Origin of the sequence: Mesorhizobium quangtriensis, from assembly GCF_040081925.1 — a bacterium.
Taxonomy (GTDB): domain Bacteria; phylum Pseudomonadota; class Alphaproteobacteria; order Rhizobiales; family Rhizobiaceae; genus Mesorhizobium_K; species Mesorhizobium_K quangtriensis.
Map to the genome: position 1 here is coordinate 19105 of NZ_JBEBMF010000001.1, position 18903 is coordinate 38007.

The window sequence follows — 18903 nt, forward strand, 5'->3', positions numbered from 1 at the left end:
ATCGGAGCAGCCAGTGCAGGCAGGAAATGTCAATTATCGGCGGCAGACGGATCTCCCTGAGACCCTGTCGGTCTTTCCGCTGTCAGGCGCGCTTCTGCTTCCGGGCGGGCGTCTTCCGCTCAATATCTTCGAGCCCCGTTATTTGCAGATGATCGACGAGGCCATGAGCGGTGCGCGGCTGCTTGGCATGATCCAGCCGGGCTTTGATGGTGCAACGCGCCAGGATGGCGAGCCGGAAATCGTCAATGTCGGTTGCCTGGGCCGCATAACGTCGCTCACCGAGACCGGAGATGGACGTTATATGATAGCGCTTCAGGGTGTGTGTCGTTTTCGCGTGGTAGAGGAACTGGCCGTCAAGACGCCCTACCGGCAATGCCGCATCGCGCCCTTCCTGGCTGATCTCGACGAAGATCCCTCCGGCGCGCAGGTAAATCGGGCTGCGCTGCTCAGGACATTCCGCTCCTATCTCGAGGCCAACGACCTCGACGCGGACTGGCAGAGCGTCAGCCGTGCCGACAACGGCGTTCTGGTAAACGCCCTGTCGATGATGGCGCCTTACGGCCCGGCAGAGAAGCAGGCGCTGCTGGAAGCGCCGGACCTCAAGACGCGGGCCGAGACACTGATCGCGCTCACCGAGATGGCGCTGGCGCGCGACGAGGATTTTGGATCGAGCCTGCAATAGGAGAATAGGCATGAGCGAGGCAGAGCGCGCTTCCGGCATCGATGTGAAGATGCTCGAACTCCTGTCTTGCCCGCTGACCAAGGGGCCGCTTACCTGGGACGCGGAGCGTTGCGAACTGGTCTCCAGGGTCGCGCGTCTCGCCTATCCGGTGCGTGACGGCATCCCGGTCCTGCTGCCGTCGGAAGCGCGCAGCATCGAGCCCGACGAGAGCATGCCGGCCGGTAAGTGATGAGCCGGAAGGCGCCCTTCGGATTTACTGAAAGTTGCGGCCTTTGGGCATCACACTGCTCGCTTCTGAATGCGCTTGGCTGTGATTTGCGGGCTTATGGATTGAAGGCGGTCTGAGGCGTTGGTCGGTGCCCGGGCGCTTGATCTCATCGGCGCGGGCGAGGGTCTCGATCGATCGCGCCTTTTCCGAGAGGTCGGATAGCCAGGGCGTCAGGTCCTCCATCGTCTGCGCGACGATATGGATGACACCGGTCTCGCATTGCAGCCGGCCGGTGACGCGGATGAATTTCGATCCCATTATAATCGGCAGAAGTCTTTCGAAATCCCGTTGCCATACGATGATGTTGGCGACGCCGTTCTCATCCTCCAGCGTCAGGAAGATAGCATTACCCTTGCCCGGCCGTTGACGCACAAGGACGAGCCCGGCGACGGCGATGCGGCTGCCATTGCTGACGGCGGGGAGACGTTGGTTCGGCGTCACTCGCGATGCGTTAAGCCTTCCACGCAGGAAGGAGAGCGGATGCGCCTTGAGCGACAGGCCGAGCGTTCGATAGTCATGGATGACATGTTCGCCGGCCGGCATTACGGGCAGGCGCGTTGCGGGTTCGTTGTCTCGAAAGCGCAGGCCGGGCCGATCGAAAAGCGGCATGGCTTCGGCTGCGCTTTTCCGGTCGAGCGCCCTAACCTCCCAGAGCGCTGCGCGGCGATCGAGACCGATGGAGCGGAAGGCGTCCGCTTGAGCCAGCTTTTCGATCGCGCCGACATCGAGGCCGGAACGCAGCCAGACATCGCGCACAGACTCATAACCGACGCCGCGCTTGTCTACGAAGGCTTTCATGTTTTCGTGGGACAGTCCCTTGATCTGGCGGAAGCCGAGCCGGACGGCATGGGCGGTCCTGATGACACCACGCATTTCCGTGTGTTTTTCCAGGATGCGCCCCGGATCGAAACCGGCTTTTTCGAGCGTGCAGTCCCAGATCGAATAGTTGATATCCACCACGCGGATTTCGACGCCGTGATCACGCGCATCCCTCACGAGTTGACCAGGCGCATAAAAGCCCATCGGCTGTGAGTTCAGGATCGCCGCACAGAAGACGTCGGGATAGAAGGTCTTGAACCAGCAGGACGCATAGACGAGCAGCGCGAAGGAAGCCGCATGGCTTTCGGGAAACCCGTATTCGCCGAAGCCTTCGATCTGTGCAAAGCAGCGCTCGGCGAATTCTTTTTCATAGCCGTTATCAGTCATTCCCTTGATGAATTCGTCTCGAAGCTTGTGGATCGTACCAGTGCGTCTGAAAGTAGCCATTGCTCGGCGAAGTTTGTCGGCTTTAGCGGGAGCAAACCCCGCGCATTCGATGGCGATGCGCATCGCCTGTTCCTGGAATAGGGGCACGCCAAGTGTGCGCCAAAGGATATCGTCCAACTTCCCAGGAGACTTGGCCTCTTCCTTACCCATCCTTCGTCGAAGATAGGGGTGGACCATATTGCCCTGAATTGGCCCCGGCCTGACGATCGCGACCTCGATAACCAGGTCGTAGAACTCCCTCGGCCTAAGTCGAGGTAGCATCGACATCTGCGCACGCGACTCGATCTGGAAGACGCCAAGTGTGTCGGCGCGGCAGATCATGTCATAGACCTCGGGCAACCCTTCTTCGATCGTCGCAAGGCTGTGGGCGGGCTCTTCGGGATAATGATCCTTAACGAGCATGAAACAGCGCTTGAGACAGGAAAGCATCCCGAGCGCCAAAACGTCGAACTTGAACAGGCCGGTCGCGTCGAGATCGTCTTTGTCCCACTCCACCATTTTCCGGTCGTCCATCGCCGTCTTGACGATCGGCACGATCTCATCGAGCCTATCTCTCGTAATGACGAAACCGCCGACATGCTGGGTCAGGTGACGCGGAAATTCGAGAATCTCGTTGGCGAGGGAAATCACGTGACCCGCTACCGGATCTGACTTTTTCAGCCCCCCCGCTGCTGCTTCCTTTTCCCCCATTCTTGACGACCACCATCCCCAGATGGAACTGGAGAGAGCACTCTGGACATCGTCCGAAAGACCCATGGCCTTTGATATTTCGCGCAGCGCCGATCGACCTCGATAGCTGATGACCGCTGCGGCAAGCGACGTGTGTTTGTCGCTATATTTCTCATAAATGTATCGGAGCACTTCGTGGCGTCGCTCGTGCTCAAAGTCGACGTCGATATCGGGCGGCTCGCCACGCTCCTCGGAGATAAATCGTTCAAAGAGCGTATCCATGCGATCGGGACCGATATCGGTGATGCGCAGGCAATAGCAAATGAGGGAGTTCGCCGCCGACCCTCGCCCCTGGCAGAGGACTTTCAATTCTTCGCGCGCATGGTGAACGATGTCGTGAACGATGAGGAAGTAACCGGCGTAACCCAGTTTCCTCACAAGCATAAGTTCGTGTTCGAGGGTTTCCCTGTCCTTGGTCCTTATTCCCTTAGGCCAGCGAAAGGCTGCGCCTTCCCACGTGAGCCTTTCCAGTTCCTCCTGCTGCGTGGCTCCATCACGCGTTTTCTCGTCGGGAAGATTATATTTGAGTTCCTCAAGCGAAAACTTCAGTTCGCCCGCAAAACGAACCGTCTCGCTGATCGCCTGCGGGTAATCGCGGAACAGCCGGCCCATCTCTTCGGGCGTCTTCATGTGGCGTTCGGCGTTGGCATCGAGCTCGAAGCCGGCGTCCATGACGGTCGATTTAAGGCGGATCGCAGTGAGCACGTCCTGAAGCGGTCGCCGTTCGCAGGTGTGATAAAGCACGTCGTTGGTCGCCATCATCGGCATGCCGGCAGCTCTGGCCAAGGCAGCCGCTAGGTCCAGCCGATAGCGATCATTGCCTGAATAGGAAGGCGAGACAGCAAGGCGGATCGCTTGGCCGAAACGCTGGGTCACTTCGCTCAGGAGAGCAAGGATTGTGTCGGCGTCGCCTTCGACATCCGGGAGCACGGCGAGCGACATGCTGTCGCCCCATTCCAGGAGGTCGGCTCTGTAGAGATGCGGATCGCCCTTGGGGCTTTCATCGCGCATATTGGCCTGGGTAAGCAGGCGGCAGAGATTGCCCCAGCCCTTGCGGTCGCGTGGATAGACGAGCACGTCGGGGGTACCGTCGCAGAAGACCAGCCGCGCGCCTGGGTGATAGGGCAGCGAGACCGGCTTCCCGTCAGGGCCGGTCCCGACATGTTTCGACTGGCTCCACGCGCGCACCACGCCCGCGACCGTGTTGCGGTCGGCAAGCCCCATGCCGGCATGGCCGAGAAAGGCGGCGGCAAGGACCAGTTCCTCGGGCTTTGATGCACCACGCAGGAAGGAGAAATTCGATTGGACGCCGAACTCGACATACGCGGGATCGCTCATGCCGAGACGCCTTGCAGATACCAGCGCGGAACAATTTCCTTCCTGCCGTAGAGACCTTCGCGATAGAGCCAGAAGCGATGGCCCTCGGTATCCTCGACTCGAAAGTAATCGCGGGTCATCCGTGCCGTTTCGATGGCCACGGCCTCCTTTTGCGCCGCTTCCCGTTTCGTCTCCCTTTCGTCCTTGTCCGTTTTCGTCTCGTCCGCCTCGACATCAGGGGCACTCGTCAGCCACCATTCAGGCGAAATCCGCTCGGGCCCTTCCGCACGCGCCACGCGATGCACGCTGCGCCGCCAGCGGAAATTGCGCGGCGGCCCCTCCGGCACTTCCGTGAGAGGCACCTCAATGGGTTCCGGTCTCGCGAAAAGGCGCAGCGGCCGCTCTGGATTATGAGCAATTGGTGGTTGGGGCGGCCCCGCCCCGCCATCAAAGGGGACGAAGAGGGACGCGCGTTCCGGCACATGACTTTGCGCTAGATGAGGCTGCAGGACGGAAGCCGTTCCGAGACGGGCCCGTACGCGGTCGGCAAAGAGCGCGATGTCCTCGCCCTGAGTGTTGCCTGCGCCGGCAAGGTCCGCCTGCGGCATATCCAGCCTGGCCGTCTCGAAAGCCGAGAGCCGCACGAGATCGAATCCGTAACCGGGCTCCAGCGCAGTGCCGAGCACCACAAGCCGCTCGTGGAAGAGCCTGCCGACGGGACCGGCTTCGCGCAGCGGCAGGGAAGAGCCGACGGAAATCCGGCTGACCGCGCCATCGACTCTGAAAAGCAAGAGTTCAAAGAGTCTCGCACCTTCGCCTCGGCGTTCGAGGTCGCGTCGAAGACTGCCGGAAAGCAGCAGTAGAAGTCGTTCTATGTCCTCCACCAGGCCGATCGGCTCGGCGAGATGCCGCTCGACCGATAGAGCCGCCACAGGCAGGCGTGGCGAGATAGACTCCTCTATCTCCCCCAGTGCCTGGTCGAGCCTCAGAAGCAGGAGACTGCCGAAACGGCGGGCAAGCGGCGCACGGGGGGCGGTCAGGATCATGCCGATCGCCCTCAGGCCCACACTTTCGAGGCCGGAGATGGTCCTGGCTTCGATCCTGAGCGCGGCCAGCGGAAGGTTTTCCAGAAATGAACGCTCGTCGCCTTCCTGAAGGATTGTTCCGGTGGCGGAAAAGCGTGCAGCCGCCCATGCAGCACCCGGCGTCGAGGCAAGTCCCGCACGAACGCGAAAGCCCTGCTCGGAAAAGCGTTCCAGCATGCCGGCCAGCATCGCCTCCTCGCCACCGAACAGATGGACACAGCCGGTGACGTCGAGAAAAAGCCCTTCCGCTCCATCAAGCGCGACGAGCGGCGTATAGCGATCGCACCAGTCCGCCAGCGCTTCGAGCAGACGCCTGTCGGCTTTCGCCTCCTCGGCGACGACCTCGATCCCAGGATGCATGGCGCGTGCGTCGGCAATGCCCATGCCGGGCTTCAGCCCGAGTCGCGCCGCTTCCTCATCCATGGCCGCGATGCGCTGGGTGTTGTTCTCCTGACGGCTGACCACCAGCGGGGGTCGACCCTGCCGGGGAAGAGAACGCCAGGATCGTCCCAGGCGCTGCCGCAGCAGCCGCTCGGTGCTGAGATGCGGGAACCACAGGGACAGGATCCGTCGCCGCTCTTTCGGAAAAGGCGCGTGCATGGGCATTCCATTCGAGGATGAATTCGCTTGGTGGGTTGATGCGGTTCTTGTCTATGCGAACGAGGAAGGCCGGAGGTCCGATCGAGCGGGCGAGCGGCTTTCCCAAAAGGTGGCGTGTCCCCGCCGGCGCTGACGTTATGACCACGCGGAACGGCGCTGCGGTCGGCTCGCAAACGGCCATCTGGCGCAGGAGGAAAAGCGGGCAGCCGGCGTCGAGCGCACGGCGGTGAAGCCGTCGCGTCGCGGTAAGGTCGAGATGGGCGGATGGACCTCGCGTCTCAAGGAGGATCCCTGCGAAACCGTCGATGGAGGCGGCCTGTTCGGCAATCCACAAGACGTCGTTCAGCTTCTGGGCCTGCGCGATCAGGAGCCGCGCCGGGTCGATGCCGTGAAGGAAGCGGATGCCCGGCGGATAGGGGTAACCCGCCTCGCGAAAACTTTCCGAGAGGCCGACCCACAGGAGTGGAGACGACGTTCGCTCGACCAGAAGATGCAAAAGCCCCATGACGAAGCCCGCAGCCGCGCCTGCGTCGCGCATGCCGGTCGCATGGATTTCGGTCAGCCCCGCACCGGGAAAGCCGCCGCCAAGCGCCGCGTCGAACCTTTCTGCCCCGGTCGCGAGGAAGTCACCCTGCGGAAGGCCATCCTGTCGCCGCAGGTGCACATCGCCATTCTCGCCAGCGAATGTTTCGGCGAGGCGCCCTTCAATCTTCGCGATCTGATGGCGCAGGGAAACAATGGTTTCCCGCGCCACGGCAGACGAGGCCATAGCGACACTTCTTCCGAAATATGTTCCTGTTATGTTCTTATAGATTCCAGAGCCGTTTCGAAGAGTCAAGCGGACCCGAAGAAGAATTTATTCCTCGCCTGGCTAGCCTGTTTTTCCTCAATCCAGCCATCAGCCTCGAAACGCGGGGAGAGAACAGCTATATGGGCCCTCAAAGGATAAAGAATGGCCCGCATCTATCAGACACGTTCCTGGCACGAGCACATGTCGCCTTCCATGGAGGAGATGGAGTTGCTAGCGCTGGAAGCTTACGCACACTTGCCCGAGCAGTTCCGCTCCCTGACTGGGGAGATCGTCATCCAGGTCGCCGAATTTCCGACAGACGAGATCATGGACGACCTGTCGCTCGAAAGCCCGTTCGACCTACTCGGCCTGTTCGAGGGGCGCGGCATCGCCGAGCGCTGGAACCCCCAGACCGGCGAGGGCCCGAACCGCGTTACCCTCTACCGCCGCGCCATCCTCGACTACTGGGCGGAGAACGAGGAGACGCTGGGCTCTATCGTCACGCATGTCCTCATCCATGAGATCGGCCATCATTTCGGCCTCTCCGACGACGACATGGAGAAGATCGAGGAGAACGCCGACCTAGAGCCAGACGAACAGCCGGTCCAGGCCTCCTGACGACAGGCGTCCCGATCGGCAACCGGGTCAGTAGTCGGAAAGCTTCATTGACGGATCGTAGTCGATGCCCTCGACATCCTTCACCACGGCCTGGCCGCAGCGCATGGACTTCGTTTCGGCGTCGAAGGCATAGGTCGGCGACCCCTGCAGCTGCCAGCCCTTGTTCAGCGCCGCCGTCACCTTGTGGCAGAAGCTGGAATCGTCCGGGCCGGTCAGGAAGCGATAAAGCCTCATCGTCTAGCTCCTTCCTGCCCGTCCCAGCAGGCGCTCGGCCTGCGCGAGATGCAGCCGCTCGACCATCCTGCCATCGAGGGAGATGATCCCCTTGCCGGCGTTTTCGGGCCGCGCGAAGGCGGTGCTGATGGCCTCGGCTTCCGCGACTGCCTCCGGCGAAGGCGAAAAGGCCTTGAGCGCCGGCTCGATCTGGGCCGGATGGATGAGTGTCTTGCCGTCGAAACCCATCGCGGCCCCCTCTGTGCATTCGCGCGTAAAGGCAGCCAAGTCGCGAAAATCATTGCTGACGCCGTCGAGCACATCCAGCCCGCCGGCACGGGCGGCCAGCACCATCTGCATCAGCCAGGGCGTGATGTAGCGGCGGTCGGGCGTGGCGAGCACGCCGGTTTCCTTGACCAGATCGTTGGTGCCGGCGACGAAGCAGTCGAGCCGGGCGGCGCGGTCGCGGCCGAATTCCGCCAGCGCGCCGAGGTTCAGCATCGCCTTCGGCGTCTCGATCATGATCCAAAGACGCATCCCTTCCGGCGCATCGGTCTCGTCGAGGGCGTCATCAAAATCGTGGATATCGCGCGGCGTGTTCACCTTCGGCAGCAGGATGGCGTCGGGCGCGCAAGCTCGCGCCGCCAGCAGGTCCTCCGTGCCCCATTCGCTGGCGAACGGATTGACGCGGATGACCAGCTCCGGCGTCTTTTCGGGCCGGCTGGCGAACCAGTTGCGCAGGCGTTCGCGCGCGGCGGCCTTCTCCTCGGGCGCGACGGCATCCTCCAGGTCGAAGATCACCGCGTCGCAGGCAAGCGACGTTACCTTGGCGATCGCCTTTTCATTCGATGCCGGCACGTAGAGAACGGCACGGCGGGGGCGATGGACTCTCTCGCTCATGGAATGGCCGGATAACGAAATTTCTGTGGCATCTGGCCTTCTTGCCCGGCAAAGCTGGCCCTTGCAAGGGTGTGGCCACGGGTGTCTCGCCCCGGAGAAGGCAGGAACACGACATGACTCAATACGACGTGGTCATCATCGGCGGTGCGATCGTCGGCAGCTCGGTCGCCTATTATCTGCGCGAGGAGGGCTTTGCCGGCACGATCGCGCTGGTCGAGCGCGACCCGCAATTCACGCATGCCGCCACCACACTGTCCTGCGCCTCGATCCGCCAGCAGTTCTCGATTCCCGAAAACATCCGGTTGTCGCAGTTCACGCTCGGCCTGTTCCGGCGGCTGAAGCAGGAATTCGGGGCCGACGCCGACATCGCCTTCCGCGAGAACGGTTATCTGATCCTGGCGACCGAGGAGGGCCTGCCCGTCCTGAAGGCCAACAACGAGGCGCAGCAGGCGGAGGGCGCCGATATCGTCGTCGAGGATGCGCAGACGCTGACCGCGCGCTTCCCGTGGCTGTCGGTCGACGGCATTGCAGCCGGCGCTTTCGGGCGCACCGGGGAAGGCTGGTTCGACGCGCATGCCTATCTGCAGCTATTCCGCAGGGCGCTGCGTACGAAAAACATCGATTTTGTGCAGGCTTCAGTCGTCGGCATGGAACGGCAGGACGATCGCATCACGTCCGTCGCGCTCGACAATGGCGAAAGGCTGGAGGCTGGCATCGTCGTCAACGCTGCGGGGCCGAACGCCGGCAAGGTGTCCGCGTTTGCTGGCATTGCGCTGCCGGTGGAACCGCGCAAGCGCTCGGTCTTCGTCTTCGAGGCGCGCGACAGGTTCGACGACATGCCGCTGATCGTAGATCCGGGTGGCGTTTATGTCCGCCCGGAAGGCTCCGTCTACATAACCGGTGGTGCCGAGGACGAGGAACACGAAGGTGCTGCCGACCCAGCAGATTTCGAGCCCGACTGGTCGCTGTTCGAGGACAGGATCTGGCCGGCCATCGCGACCCGCGTCCCCGCCTTCGAGGCGATCAAGGCAACACGTGCCTGGGCCGGCCATTACGACTACAACACGCTCGACCAGAACGCCGTCATCGGCCCGCATCCCGAGGTGACGAACTTCATCTTCGCCAACGGCTTTTCCGGCCACGGATTGCAGCAGGGCCCGGCCGTCGGGCGCGCCATCGCCGAACTGATCGTTCATGGCGGCTATCGCACGATCGATTGCGCCGTCTTCGGCTACGGGCGCATTCGCGAAAACCGCCCTTACCGAGAGTTGAACGTGATCTGACCTTAGCCCTTTGATTCGAGGGCAGCTTTTGTGTAAAGCGACCGCAGCGAAAACAGGCCGGAAAGGCAGGTCTAGAGAGCCATGGACAAGTTCACCAAGCTGACGGGCGTCGCAGCGCCCTTGCCGATCGTCAATGTCGACACCGACATGATCATCCCCAAGGACTACCTGAAGACGATCAAGCGCACCGGGTTGAGCGCCGGCCTCTTCGCAGAAATGCGTTTCAACGAGGATGGCTCGGAGAACCCGGATTTCGTGCTCAACAAGCACGCCTACCGCAACGCGCAGATCCTCGTGGCCGGCGACAATTTCGGCTGCGGGTCGAGCCGCGAGCATGCGCCGTGGGCGCTTCTCGACTTCGGCATACGCTGCGTCATCTCGACCAGCTTCGCCGACATCTTCTACAACAACTGCTTCAAGAACGGCATCCTGCCGGTCACCGTCAGCCCCGAAGACCTCGAAAAGCTGCTGGACGATGCCTCGCGCGGCGCCAACGCCACCATCACGGTCGACCTCGAAGCCAAGGAAATCCGCGGCCCGGACGGCGGCGTGATCACCTTTGACCTCGACGACTTCAAGCGCCATTGCCTGCTGAACGGTCTGGACGATATCGGGCTGACCATGGAGAAGGCTTCCGACATCGCCAGCTACGAGCAGAAGCTCGCCGAGAACCGCCCGTGGGCGTAACCGGCGAGCTGGGTCTCATGCGAAAGCTGATCTCCACCGGCTCACCCTTTGAGAAGACCGCCGGCTACAGCCGAGCGGTCGTGCAGGGCGACTGGTGTTTCGTCGCCGGCACCACCGGCTACGACTACGCCACCATGACGATGCCCGACAGCGTCGAGGATCAGACGCGCAATTGCCTTGCCACGATCGGCAAGGCGCTGACCGAAGGCGGCTTCGCTTTAGAGGACGTGGTTCGGGCGCATTACTACATCACCGACCAGTCCTATGCCGACATCGTGTTCCCGATCCTTGGCGAGACGTTCGGCGACATCCGACCTGCTGCGACGATGATCGTCTGCCAGCTCAACAAGCCCGAGATGAAGATCGAGATCGAGGTCACGGCGCTCAGGCGCACGGCCTGATCGCGGCATGGCGCACGGCATCCACCACGTAACGCTGATCACTCGCAAGGTGCAGGCGAATGTCGATTTCTATGCCGGCTTCCTTGGCCTCAGGCTCGTCAAGCGCACGGCCGGCTTCGAGGACGCCAACCAGCTCCATCTAATCTATGGCGACGCGACCGGCAGTCCTGGCACGCTCGTCACCTTCCTTGTCTGGGAAGACGGCTCGCCCGGCCGCGTCGGCCTCGGCCAGATCAGCGAGCTGTCGCTTGCCATCGACAAGGCGAGCATCGGTTTCTGGCTGACACGCGCTCTGTCATTCGGTGTTCAGGTCGAAGGACCTGCCGACGAATTCGGCGAGCCGGTGCTGCGGCTGAAGGACCCTGACGGGATCATCGTGAAACTGGTCGGGACGGAGGGTTTTCCTTCGCCCGATCCTTGGCCGGCAAAAGGAATCTCGTCTCAGGATGCTGTCGGCCCCGTCCGCGCCGTGACCATCCTTGCTGAGGACGCCGACCTCACCGCAAGCTTCCTCAAGCGCCATTTCGGCTATCGCGAAGCGGCGCGCGGCGAAGCGACGACGCGGCTCGTCTCACCGTCTGGCGATGCGATCGATCTCAGGCAGGCGGCCGGCTTCTGGACCAGCGCCCCCGGTACCGGAACCGTCGATCATGTCGCCCTGCGCGCCACCGACATCGCTGAGGTCCAGGCCGCGCAGGCGGAACTCTCGACATCAAACGCATCCGCAACCACCGCGCACGACCGCAAATATTTCTATTCGCTCTATGTCCGCGAGCCCGGCGGCGTGCTGATCGAACTGGCGACTGACACACCGGGTATGACGGTTGACGAGCCTGCCCAAAACCTTGGCGAGAAACTGTTCTTCCCGCCGGGATTGACCGACGCGGAGGCAGACATGACGGCGCGCCTGCCGCAATTCGGCATGCCGGGCGAGCCGAGGACAATCTATCGCGACCTTCCCTTTGTGCACCGCATTCTCGAACCCGAGCAACCGGACGGCTCGACGCTGGTCTTGCTGCACGGCTCGGGCGGCAACGAAACGGGCCTGCTTACCTTCGGCCGGCGTATCGCTCCGAACTCCACACTGCTCGCCTTGCGAGGGCGCAGCGTCGAAGAAGGTTCGCCGCGCTGGTTCCGGCGCTTTCCCGGAGGGTTCGACCAGGCTGACATCCGCGCCGAGGCTCATGCCTTTGCGGCTTTCATCGAAGGCGCGTTGGCCGCATACGGGATCGATCTGCAGAAGACGCTCTTCATCGGCCAGTCGAACGGCGCGAACTTCATCGCGGCCTTCCTGCAGCTTCATCCCGGCATTGTCCGGCTTGCAGCGCTGCTGCGACCGGCTCAGGTGCTGGAAGACGCACCTGCGCCCGATCTCGCCAGTGTAAACGTTCTGGCCGTCCTCGGCTCGGCCGACCCTTTCCGTGATGGTGGCGCGACCCTTGCCGCCACCCTGCGCGACGGTGGCGCGTCGGTCGAAGGAGTCATCGTCGAGGCCGGCCATGATCTTGCCGATGCGGATGTTCCCGTCGTTGCGGAATGGTTGCGACGCCGCGGGTTTTGACCCTTGCGCGTCCCCCGCCGGGCGTTTAGCAAGGCACCTGTTTTGGCCACCCGTTCATTTTCAGACGCACAGGGGCGTTTCATGGCATCGAAGAAGCTTTTCCTCCTTCCCGGCGACGGCATCGGTCCCGAGGCCATGGGCGAGGTCAAGAAACTCATCGCCGCCATGAACGACAAGCTCGGCAGCGGCTTCGAGACCGAGGAAGGCCTGGTCGGCGGCTGCGCCTACGACGCGCACGGCCAGGCGATCTCCGAAGCAGACATGGCAAAGGCGCTCGCCGCCGACGCAGTGCTGTTCGGCGCAGTCGGGGGTCCCAAGTGGGACAGCGTGCCCTACGAGGTCCGCCCCGAGGCCGGCCTGCTGCGCCTGCGCAAGGATCTGGAGCTGTTTGCGAACCTCCGTCCGGCCATCTGCTACCCGGCGCTCGCCGCGTCCTCCTCGCTGAAGCAGGACGTGGTGGAAGGACTCGACATCCTCATCATCCGGGAACTGACCGGCGGTGTCTACTTCGGCGAGCCAAAGACGATCACCGATCTCGGCAACGGCCAGAAGCGCGCCATCGACACGCAGGTCTACGACACCTTTGAGATCGAACGCATTTCCAGCGTCGCCTTCGAGCTGGCGCGCACGCGCAAGAACCACGTCACCTCGATGGAAAAGCGCAACGTCATGAAGTCCGGCGTGCTCTGGAACGAGGTGGTGACCGCCACGCACAAGGCGAAATATTCCGACGTGAAGCTTGACCACATGCTGGCCGACGCCGGCGGCATGCAGCTCGTGCGGTGGCCGAAACAGTTCGACGTCATCGTCACCGACAATTTATTCGGCGACATGCTCTCGGATATCGCCGCCATGCTCACGGGATCGATCGGCATGCTGCCATCGGCATCGCTCGGCGCACCAGACGCCAAGACCGGCAAGCGCAAGGCGCTCTACGAGCCGGTCCACGGCTCAGCGCCCGACATCGCCGGGCAGGGCATCGCCAATCCGATCGCCATGCTCGCTTCCTTCGGCATGTGCCTGCGCTACTCCTTCAACATGATCGAGGAAGCCGACCGGCTCGACGCCGCCATCGCATCGGTCCTCGACGCCGGCCTGCGCACGAAGGACATCATGTCGGAGGGAATGACCGAGATCGGCACCGTGGCGATGGGCGACGCGATCATCGCGAAGTTTCTCGTCTGAGGGATCGGGACCCGCCCCCCTCGCCTGACTGATCCGGCCGTTTGGCCGGCATCGGTCCGGTAGCTGTCTATCTGGCCATCGCAAATGTCGCTTTTGCCGCTACGTAAAACACGCGGGACAGGCAATCTCGCCGGATGGACGCCAAAGCTTCCGCCCATATGAGTTCATCCGACGCCGCAAGGCAGTCGCCGCGCATGATCGTGGCGACTGCCTCCGTCATCCTGTCGATGACGCTGATTGCCATCGGCAACGGTCTGATGTTCGCCTACATCCCCGTGCGCCTCGGGGCGGAGGGCTTTGACCCGACATGGTCGGGAAGCATCCTCACCGGCCTGGCGGCGGGCGGGATCGCCGGGTGCCTGCTTACGGGCGCAATCGTCAGCCGCATCGGGCATGCCCGCGCCTACATGGTCCTGTCCGCCTTGATCGTCCTGTCGAACGCCGGCGTTGCGGCCGACGTCCATCCCATTCTCTGGATTGCCGCGCGCGCGATCTATGGCTTCGGCATGTGCGCGCTATTCATAGTCGCGCAGAGCTGGCTGAACGACGCCGTCGGCAACGCGATCCGAGGACGTGTGATGGCGGTCTTTTACGTCAGCTACATCGTCGCCATGGGACTGGGGTCGCTGATGATGGGCGGACTTGACCTGCATTCCGCGCAGGCTCCCCTGATCGGGATCGTCTTTACCGCGCTTTCCATGCTTCCGGTCGGAATGACCCGTCTTGCCCAGCCGCCGGCCCCGCAGGCAGCCTCCGTCGCGCTTCGCCGATCGTGGCAGATTTCGCCGGTCGGGGTGATGGGCATGTTCGCGGTAGGCGGGCTGTCGATGATGATAGCCGGCTTTGCGCCAATCCACGCGACCGCAAAGGGCTTCGCGCAACACGAGGTAGCGGCGCTGATGTTCGCCATGCCGCTCGGCACGCTGCTGCTCCAGCTCCCCTTCGGCTGGATCTCCGACAGGACGGATCGCCGTTATGTGCTGATCGCGGCTTCGCTGCTGGTCGTGGTCACTGGCATCGTTGCAGCCCAGCTTGATTCGGCGCCCCTCGCCGTCATTCTCGCGATCTATCTGGTTTGGAGCGGCGCGTCCGAATCGATCTACTCGCTCTCGAGCGCTCATGCGAGCGACCGCGCCTCCAAGGAGGATCTGGTCGCTCTGTCTTCGACACTGCTTTTTGCCTGGTCGGTGGCAGGATTTGTCACCCCCGCGGTCGGGACCGTGCTAACCGCCAGGTTTGGCACTCAGTCTTTCATCTACGTGGCGATCTCGATCGCGCTTGTCTTTGCGTTGTTTGTGGCGTGGCGGGTGAAGACGACACGGGCGGTCCCTGCGGAGGAAACCGGCAACTTTGCGCCCATGACGGCACAGGCGCCCTTGCCGGTCGACCTGGCGTTCCCGACGGAGGACGAGAGCGTGAGGCTGCCGTCTTGAAACTGCAATGCAACTCTGCCTATCTTCGGGGTGCCGGCTGATTTGCGCCGGCAGTTGTTCTGTCGTGAAAGGAAAGACACTGAGAACAGCATTACGGAAGAAGGCGGAAATTCTGCCTTCGCCGGCCGGGTTAGGCGGTAGTGACGCTTCGTCCCGCGCCCTACAAACAGTCCTTGCCAGTCTGGAAGACTCCAAGGCCGAAAACATCGTCTCCATCGACATTCAGGGCAAATCCAGTCTCGGCGACTACATGGTCGTCGCGTCAGGCCGTTCGCACCGCCATGTCGCCGCCGTCTCCGAGCACCTGTTGAAGGCGCTGAAGGATGCCGGGCTCGGCAACGCGCGGGTCGAGGGCCTGTCCGGCGCGGACTGGGTGCTCATCGATGCCGGCGACGTGATCGTGCACGTCTTCCGCCCCGAAATCCGCGAGTTCTACAACATCGAGAAGATGTGGCAGGCTCTGGACCTCGAGGAAGAGACGATCCACTAGGCCGCCGGGACCGGTCCGTCAGGATTGGTCCAACGTCCGACCAGGAAGCAATTTCGGAACCGTCCCGGTTTCGATATAGCCTTTTGCGGCGTGGAACTGGGCCAGTGGACAGATGAAGATTTCCCTATTTGCCGTGGGCCGCATGAAATCCGGCCCCGAGAAGGAGCTTGCCGACCGCTACGTCGAGCGTTTCTCGAAAAGCGGTCCGGCGTTGGGCCTCGAATTTGCGGGCGTCACTGAAGTCCCGGAAAGCCGCGCGCAGTCGGCCGCCGAGCGCAAGCGCGAGGAAGGCGAACGGCTCAGGCAGCATGTTTCGGGCGGTGCGCTCATCCTGCTCGACGAGCGCGGCAGGAACATCACCTCGCAGGACTTCGCCGATCGCATCGCTGCTTTTCGCGATGGCGGGCGGCGGTCGCTGGTCGTCGCGATCGGCGGGCCTGACGGACACGATCAGTCGCTGCGCGAAACCGCCGATCTGGTCCTCTCCTTCGGCGCGCAGACATGGCCGCACCAGATGGTGCGCATCATGCTCGGCGAGCAGCTCTATCGGGCCGCCACGATCCTCTCCGGCCATCCCTATCACCGCAGTTGATCTGCGGTCTGTCCAAGCCCTGCTGATTTCCGACAAAATCCCGTGCGATGCGGATCGAACCGGCACGCATGGTTGATGCTTCGTTAACGAAGCGGCCGCTAGGATCTGTGTTTCGGCGCGCGGGCAGGCTGCGCTGCGGATTTCGAGACGGATGACGGCTTCGCAAGGAGAACGGATCGGTTGGTGGCGCGGCCTCGCGATGGCGTTGTCGCTCGCCTCCATCCCGTCATTTCCGCTTGCCGCCGCCGCGCAGTCCGCGACCATCGAATGGCGCGAGATGAACGAGCAGCGCGCCGAATACGACCGCGTCGCTCGCGAAATCACCCTTTCGGAAGAGCGTCGCGCCTCCCTGGCTGCTGACATCGCCAAGATCAAGAAGGATAGCGCCTCGATTACCGCCGCGCTCATCCAGTCGGCCAAGACCGAACGCAAGCTGAGCCAGGACATCGAGGATATCACCGGCCGCGTCGAGGCGCTGAAAACGCAGGAAGACGGGATCAAGGCGTCGCTCGCCGCCCGTCGCGCGGTTCTCGCCGAAGTGCTGGGCGCGCTCCAGCGCATGGGCCTCAACCCACCGCCAGCCATTTTGGTGACGCCGGACGATGCGCTGGCCTCCGTGCGCAGCGCCATAATGCTGGGAGCAGTCGTGCCCGGCCTGCGCAAGGAGACCGAGGCGCTGGTCGCCGACCTCACCGAGCTTTCGCGCATCGCAGCCTCGATCGAGGACGAGCGCGGCCGTCTGGCCGCGGCCTTCTCCGAACAGCTTGCGGAAAAGAACCGGCTGGAGCTTCTCGTGCAGGAGAAGCAGCGTCTGCAGGTCGAGCAGGAGACGGCGCTTATCACGGAGAAGGACCGCGCGGCCGAACTCGCCGGCAAGGCGAAAACCCTGAAGGAACTCGTCGCCGCCCTAGAAAAGCAGATGGACGAGACGCAGAAGGCGCGGTTGGCTGAAGCCGAGCGTCGTCGCCAGACCGACGAGTTGGCCACGCTGCCGGTTCCCGAGGAGAATCAGCTGGCGCCGAGCGTCTCCTTCGCATCGCTGCGCGGACAGCTGGACCTGCCGGTTTCCGGGCGTTTCGTGCGCCGTTTCGCTGGCGATGACGGTAACGGCGGCGTGATGCAGGGCGACATGGTTGCGACACAATCGGGAGCAATCGTCACCTCACCGTCTGACGGGAGCGTTCTTTATGCGGGGCCATTCCGTTCTTATGGACAACTCTTGATCCTGAACGCCGGGGACGGCTATCATATCGTTCTGGCCGGGATGAGCAGAATCAGTGTCGTGTCGGGGCAGGCCGTGTTGGCAGGCGAACCGATCGGCGCGATGGGTGAGGCCAGGGTCGCGAGCGCCTCGGCGGAGACTCTTGGAAATGCTTCTGCGGAACTCTACGTGGAGTTCCGAAAAGATGGAAAACCCGTCGATCCTGCCCCGTGGTGGGCGGACCGGCAGTCTGGAAGGACAGCAAATGGTACGTAAAGTGTCGCTTCTGCTCGCAGGCGCCCTGATGGGAGCCTCGGCCATGAGCCTCGTCTACGGAGCGCCAGGTTCTACGGCCAACGCGGCAGGCTCCGATACCTACAAGCAGCTTGCCATCTTCGGCGATATCTTCGAGCGGGTGCGCGCACAGTACGTGACGCCGCCGGACGAGAAGTCGCTGGTCGAGAATGCCATCAACGGCATGCTGACCTCGCTCGACCCCCACTCGTCCTACATGAACCCGGAAGCCGCCAAGGACATGCGGGTGCAGACCAAAGGCGAGTTCGGCGGGCTCGGCATCGAAGTCACGATGGAAAACGAACTCGTGAAGGTGATCACGCCGATCGACGACACGCCCGCCGCGAAGGCCGGTGTGCGCGCTGGCGACTACATCGCCCAGATCGATGGCGAGGAAGTGCGCGGCCTGACGCTCAATGATGCCGTCGAGAAGATGCGCGGTCTGGTCAACACGCCGATCAAGCTGACGATCCTTCGCGAAGGCTCCGACAAGCCGATCGACATCACCGTGGTTCGCGACATCATCAAGGTGAAGGCAGTGAAGTACCGCGTCGAGGACGATGTCGGATACATGAAGATCACGTCCTTCACCGAGAAGACCTATGACGACCTTGAGGATGCGATCGCCAAGATCAAGGAACAGGTTCCGGACGACAAGCTGAAGGGCTACGTGCTCGACCTGCGCCTCAACCCGGGCGGTCTGCTCGACCAGGCGGTGAGCGTCTCCGACGCTTTCCTCGATCGCGGCGAGATCGTCTCGACGCGTGGTCGCGACCCGAAGGACGTTTCGCGTTTCGATGCGCGGGCCGGCGACGACATCGACGGCAAGCCGCTGATCGTGCTCGTCAACGGCGGTTCCGCCAGCGCCTCCGAGATCGTCGCTGGTGCCCTGCAGGATCATCGCCGGGCAACCGTGCTCGGCACGACATCCTTCGGCAAGGGTTCGGTGCAGACGATCATCCCGTTGTCGGAAAACGGCGCACTGCGTCTGACCACGGCGCTCTATTACACGCCGGCCGGGAAATCGATCCAGGGCAAGGGCATCTCGCCTGACATCAAGGTCGAGCAGCCGTTGCCTGAAGATCTGGAGGGTCGTGACGTTACCCGTGGCGAGTCTGATTTGAAGGGCCACATCAAGGGCGTAGAGGAAAGCGATGAAGGCTCGGGTTCGGCCGCCTACGTGCCGCCGGATCCCAAGGACGACGTGCAGCTCGGCTACGCGCTCGACCTGCTTCGCGGCGTGAAGACCAATCCGGCCTTCCCGCCGAATCCAGACAAAGCGGTGATGAACCAGTAAGGTTCGCGCCA

At 62.9% G+C, this 18903-nt stretch carries 18 protein-coding genes; 13 read left to right on the top strand and 5 right to left on the bottom strand.

Annotation, left to right across the window (positions count from 1 at the left end; genetic code table 11):
- The first annotated feature begins 13 nt into the window (after nt 1-13).
- Nucleotides 14-682, top strand: a complete 669-nt coding sequence (locus tag ABMA32_RS00120) for an LON peptidase substrate-binding domain-containing protein (RefSeq protein ID WP_349011715.1) — start codon at nt 14-16, stop codon at nt 680-682.
- Nucleotides 683-692: 10 nt separating this feature from the next.
- Nucleotides 693-911 carry a Trm112 family protein gene (locus tag ABMA32_RS00125; RefSeq protein WP_349011716.1) on the top strand — a complete coding sequence of 73 codons (219 nt, stop codon included), beginning with the start codon at nt 693-695 and terminating at the stop codon, nt 909-911.
- Nucleotides 912-935: 24 nt separating this feature from the next.
- Here the strand turns inward: ABMA32_RS00125 and ABMA32_RS00130 are convergent, their stop codons facing one another.
- The 3 genes from ABMA32_RS00130 to ABMA32_RS00140 are packed head-to-tail and all read right to left on the bottom strand — an operon-like array spanning nt 936 to nt 6716.
- Nucleotides 936-4283 (bottom strand): error-prone DNA polymerase, encoded by a 3348-nt coding sequence (locus ABMA32_RS00130; RefSeq protein ID WP_349011717.1) that lies wholly within the window; start codon nt 4281-4283, stop codon nt 936-938.
- Nucleotides 4280-5812: a Y-family DNA polymerase gene (locus ABMA32_RS00135; RefSeq protein ID WP_349011718.1), complete on the bottom strand. Its 1533-nt coding sequence runs from the start codon at nt 5810-5812 to the stop codon at nt 4280-4282. Before ABMA32_RS00135 ends, ABMA32_RS00130 begins: the two co-directional genes overlap by 4 nt.
- Nucleotides 5763-6716 (bottom strand): ImuA family protein, encoded by a 954-nt coding sequence (locus ABMA32_RS00140; protein ID WP_349011719.1) that lies wholly within the window; start codon nt 6714-6716, stop codon nt 5763-5765. Before ABMA32_RS00140 ends, ABMA32_RS00135 begins: the two co-directional genes overlap by 50 nt.
- A gap of 183 nt (nt 6717-6899) precedes the next feature.
- Between ABMA32_RS00140 and ABMA32_RS00145 the strand changes: the two genes are divergently transcribed.
- Nucleotides 6900-7355 (top strand): metallopeptidase family protein, encoded by a 456-nt coding sequence (locus ABMA32_RS00145; protein ID WP_292769538.1) that lies wholly within the window; start codon nt 6900-6902, stop codon nt 7353-7355.
- A 27-nt stretch (nt 7356-7382) separates the two neighbouring features.
- On the opposite strand, the gene ABMA32_RS00150 is transcribed toward ABMA32_RS00145, so the two are convergent.
- Entirely contained in the window at nt 7383-7589 is a 207-nt protein-coding gene (locus ABMA32_RS00150; protein WP_349011720.1) for a DUF1737 domain-containing protein, read from the bottom strand.
- A gap of 3 nt (nt 7590-7592) precedes the next feature.
- Nucleotides 7593-8468 carry an HpcH/HpaI aldolase/citrate lyase family protein gene (locus tag ABMA32_RS00155; protein WP_349011721.1) on the bottom strand — a complete coding sequence of 292 codons (876 nt, stop codon included), beginning with the start codon at nt 8466-8468 and terminating at the stop codon, nt 7593-7595.
- A 113-nt stretch (nt 8469-8581) separates the two neighbouring features.
- On the opposite strand from ABMA32_RS00155, the gene ABMA32_RS00160 reads away from it, so the two are divergent.
- The 10 genes from ABMA32_RS00160 (at nt 8582) to ABMA32_RS00205 (ending at nt 18892) form a co-directional block, all read left to right on the top strand.
- Nucleotides 8582-9751: an NAD(P)/FAD-dependent oxidoreductase gene (locus ABMA32_RS00160; RefSeq protein ID WP_349011723.1), complete on the top strand. Its 1170-nt coding sequence runs from the start codon at nt 8582-8584 to the stop codon at nt 9749-9751.
- A gap of 81 nt (nt 9752-9832) precedes the next feature.
- The gene (gene leuD, locus ABMA32_RS00165; protein WP_349011724.1) at nt 9833-10438 is read left to right on the top strand and encodes a 3-isopropylmalate dehydratase small subunit; all 606 of its coding nucleotides are present in this window, start codon (nt 9833-9835) and stop codon (nt 10436-10438) included.
- 17 nt (nt 10439-10455) lie between these two features.
- Nucleotides 10456-10839 (top strand): RidA family protein, encoded by a 384-nt coding sequence (locus ABMA32_RS00170; RefSeq protein ID WP_349011725.1) that lies wholly within the window; start codon nt 10456-10458, stop codon nt 10837-10839.
- Between the two features lie 7 nt (nt 10840-10846).
- A complete protein-coding gene (locus ABMA32_RS00175) occupies nt 10847-12400 on the top strand; it encodes a VOC family protein (protein WP_349011726.1) in 1554 nt (517 codons plus the stop codon).
- An 81-nt stretch (nt 12401-12481) separates the two neighbouring features.
- Nucleotides 12482-13585: a 3-isopropylmalate dehydrogenase gene (gene leuB, locus ABMA32_RS00180; protein WP_349011727.1), complete on the top strand. Its 1104-nt coding sequence runs from the start codon at nt 12482-12484 to the stop codon at nt 13583-13585.
- A gap of 158 nt (nt 13586-13743) precedes the next feature.
- A complete protein-coding gene (locus tag ABMA32_RS00185) occupies nt 13744-15018 on the top strand; it encodes an MFS transporter (RefSeq protein WP_349013276.1) in 1275 nt (424 codons plus the stop codon).
- Between the two features lie 112 nt (nt 15019-15130).
- The gene (rsfS, locus tag ABMA32_RS00190) at nt 15131-15508 is read left to right on the top strand and encodes a ribosome silencing factor (protein WP_349013277.1); all 378 of its coding nucleotides are present in this window, start codon (nt 15131-15133) and stop codon (nt 15506-15508) included.
- A 112-nt stretch (nt 15509-15620) separates the two neighbouring features.
- Nucleotides 15621-16100, top strand: coding sequence for a 23S rRNA (pseudouridine(1915)-N(3))-methyltransferase RlmH (rlmH, locus tag ABMA32_RS00195; protein WP_349011728.1), 480 nt, complete (start codon nt 15621-15623; stop codon nt 16098-16100).
- A gap of 151 nt (nt 16101-16251) precedes the next feature.
- Nucleotides 16252-17577: a murein hydrolase activator EnvC family protein gene (locus ABMA32_RS00200; RefSeq protein WP_349011729.1), complete on the top strand. Its 1326-nt coding sequence runs from the start codon at nt 16252-16254 to the stop codon at nt 17575-17577.
- Nucleotides 17567-18892, top strand: a complete 1326-nt coding sequence (locus ABMA32_RS00205; protein WP_349011730.1) for a S41 family peptidase — start codon at nt 17567-17569, stop codon at nt 18890-18892. Before ABMA32_RS00200 ends, ABMA32_RS00205 begins: the two co-directional genes overlap by 11 nt.
- The last annotated feature ends 11 nt before the right edge of the window (nt 18893-18903 follow it).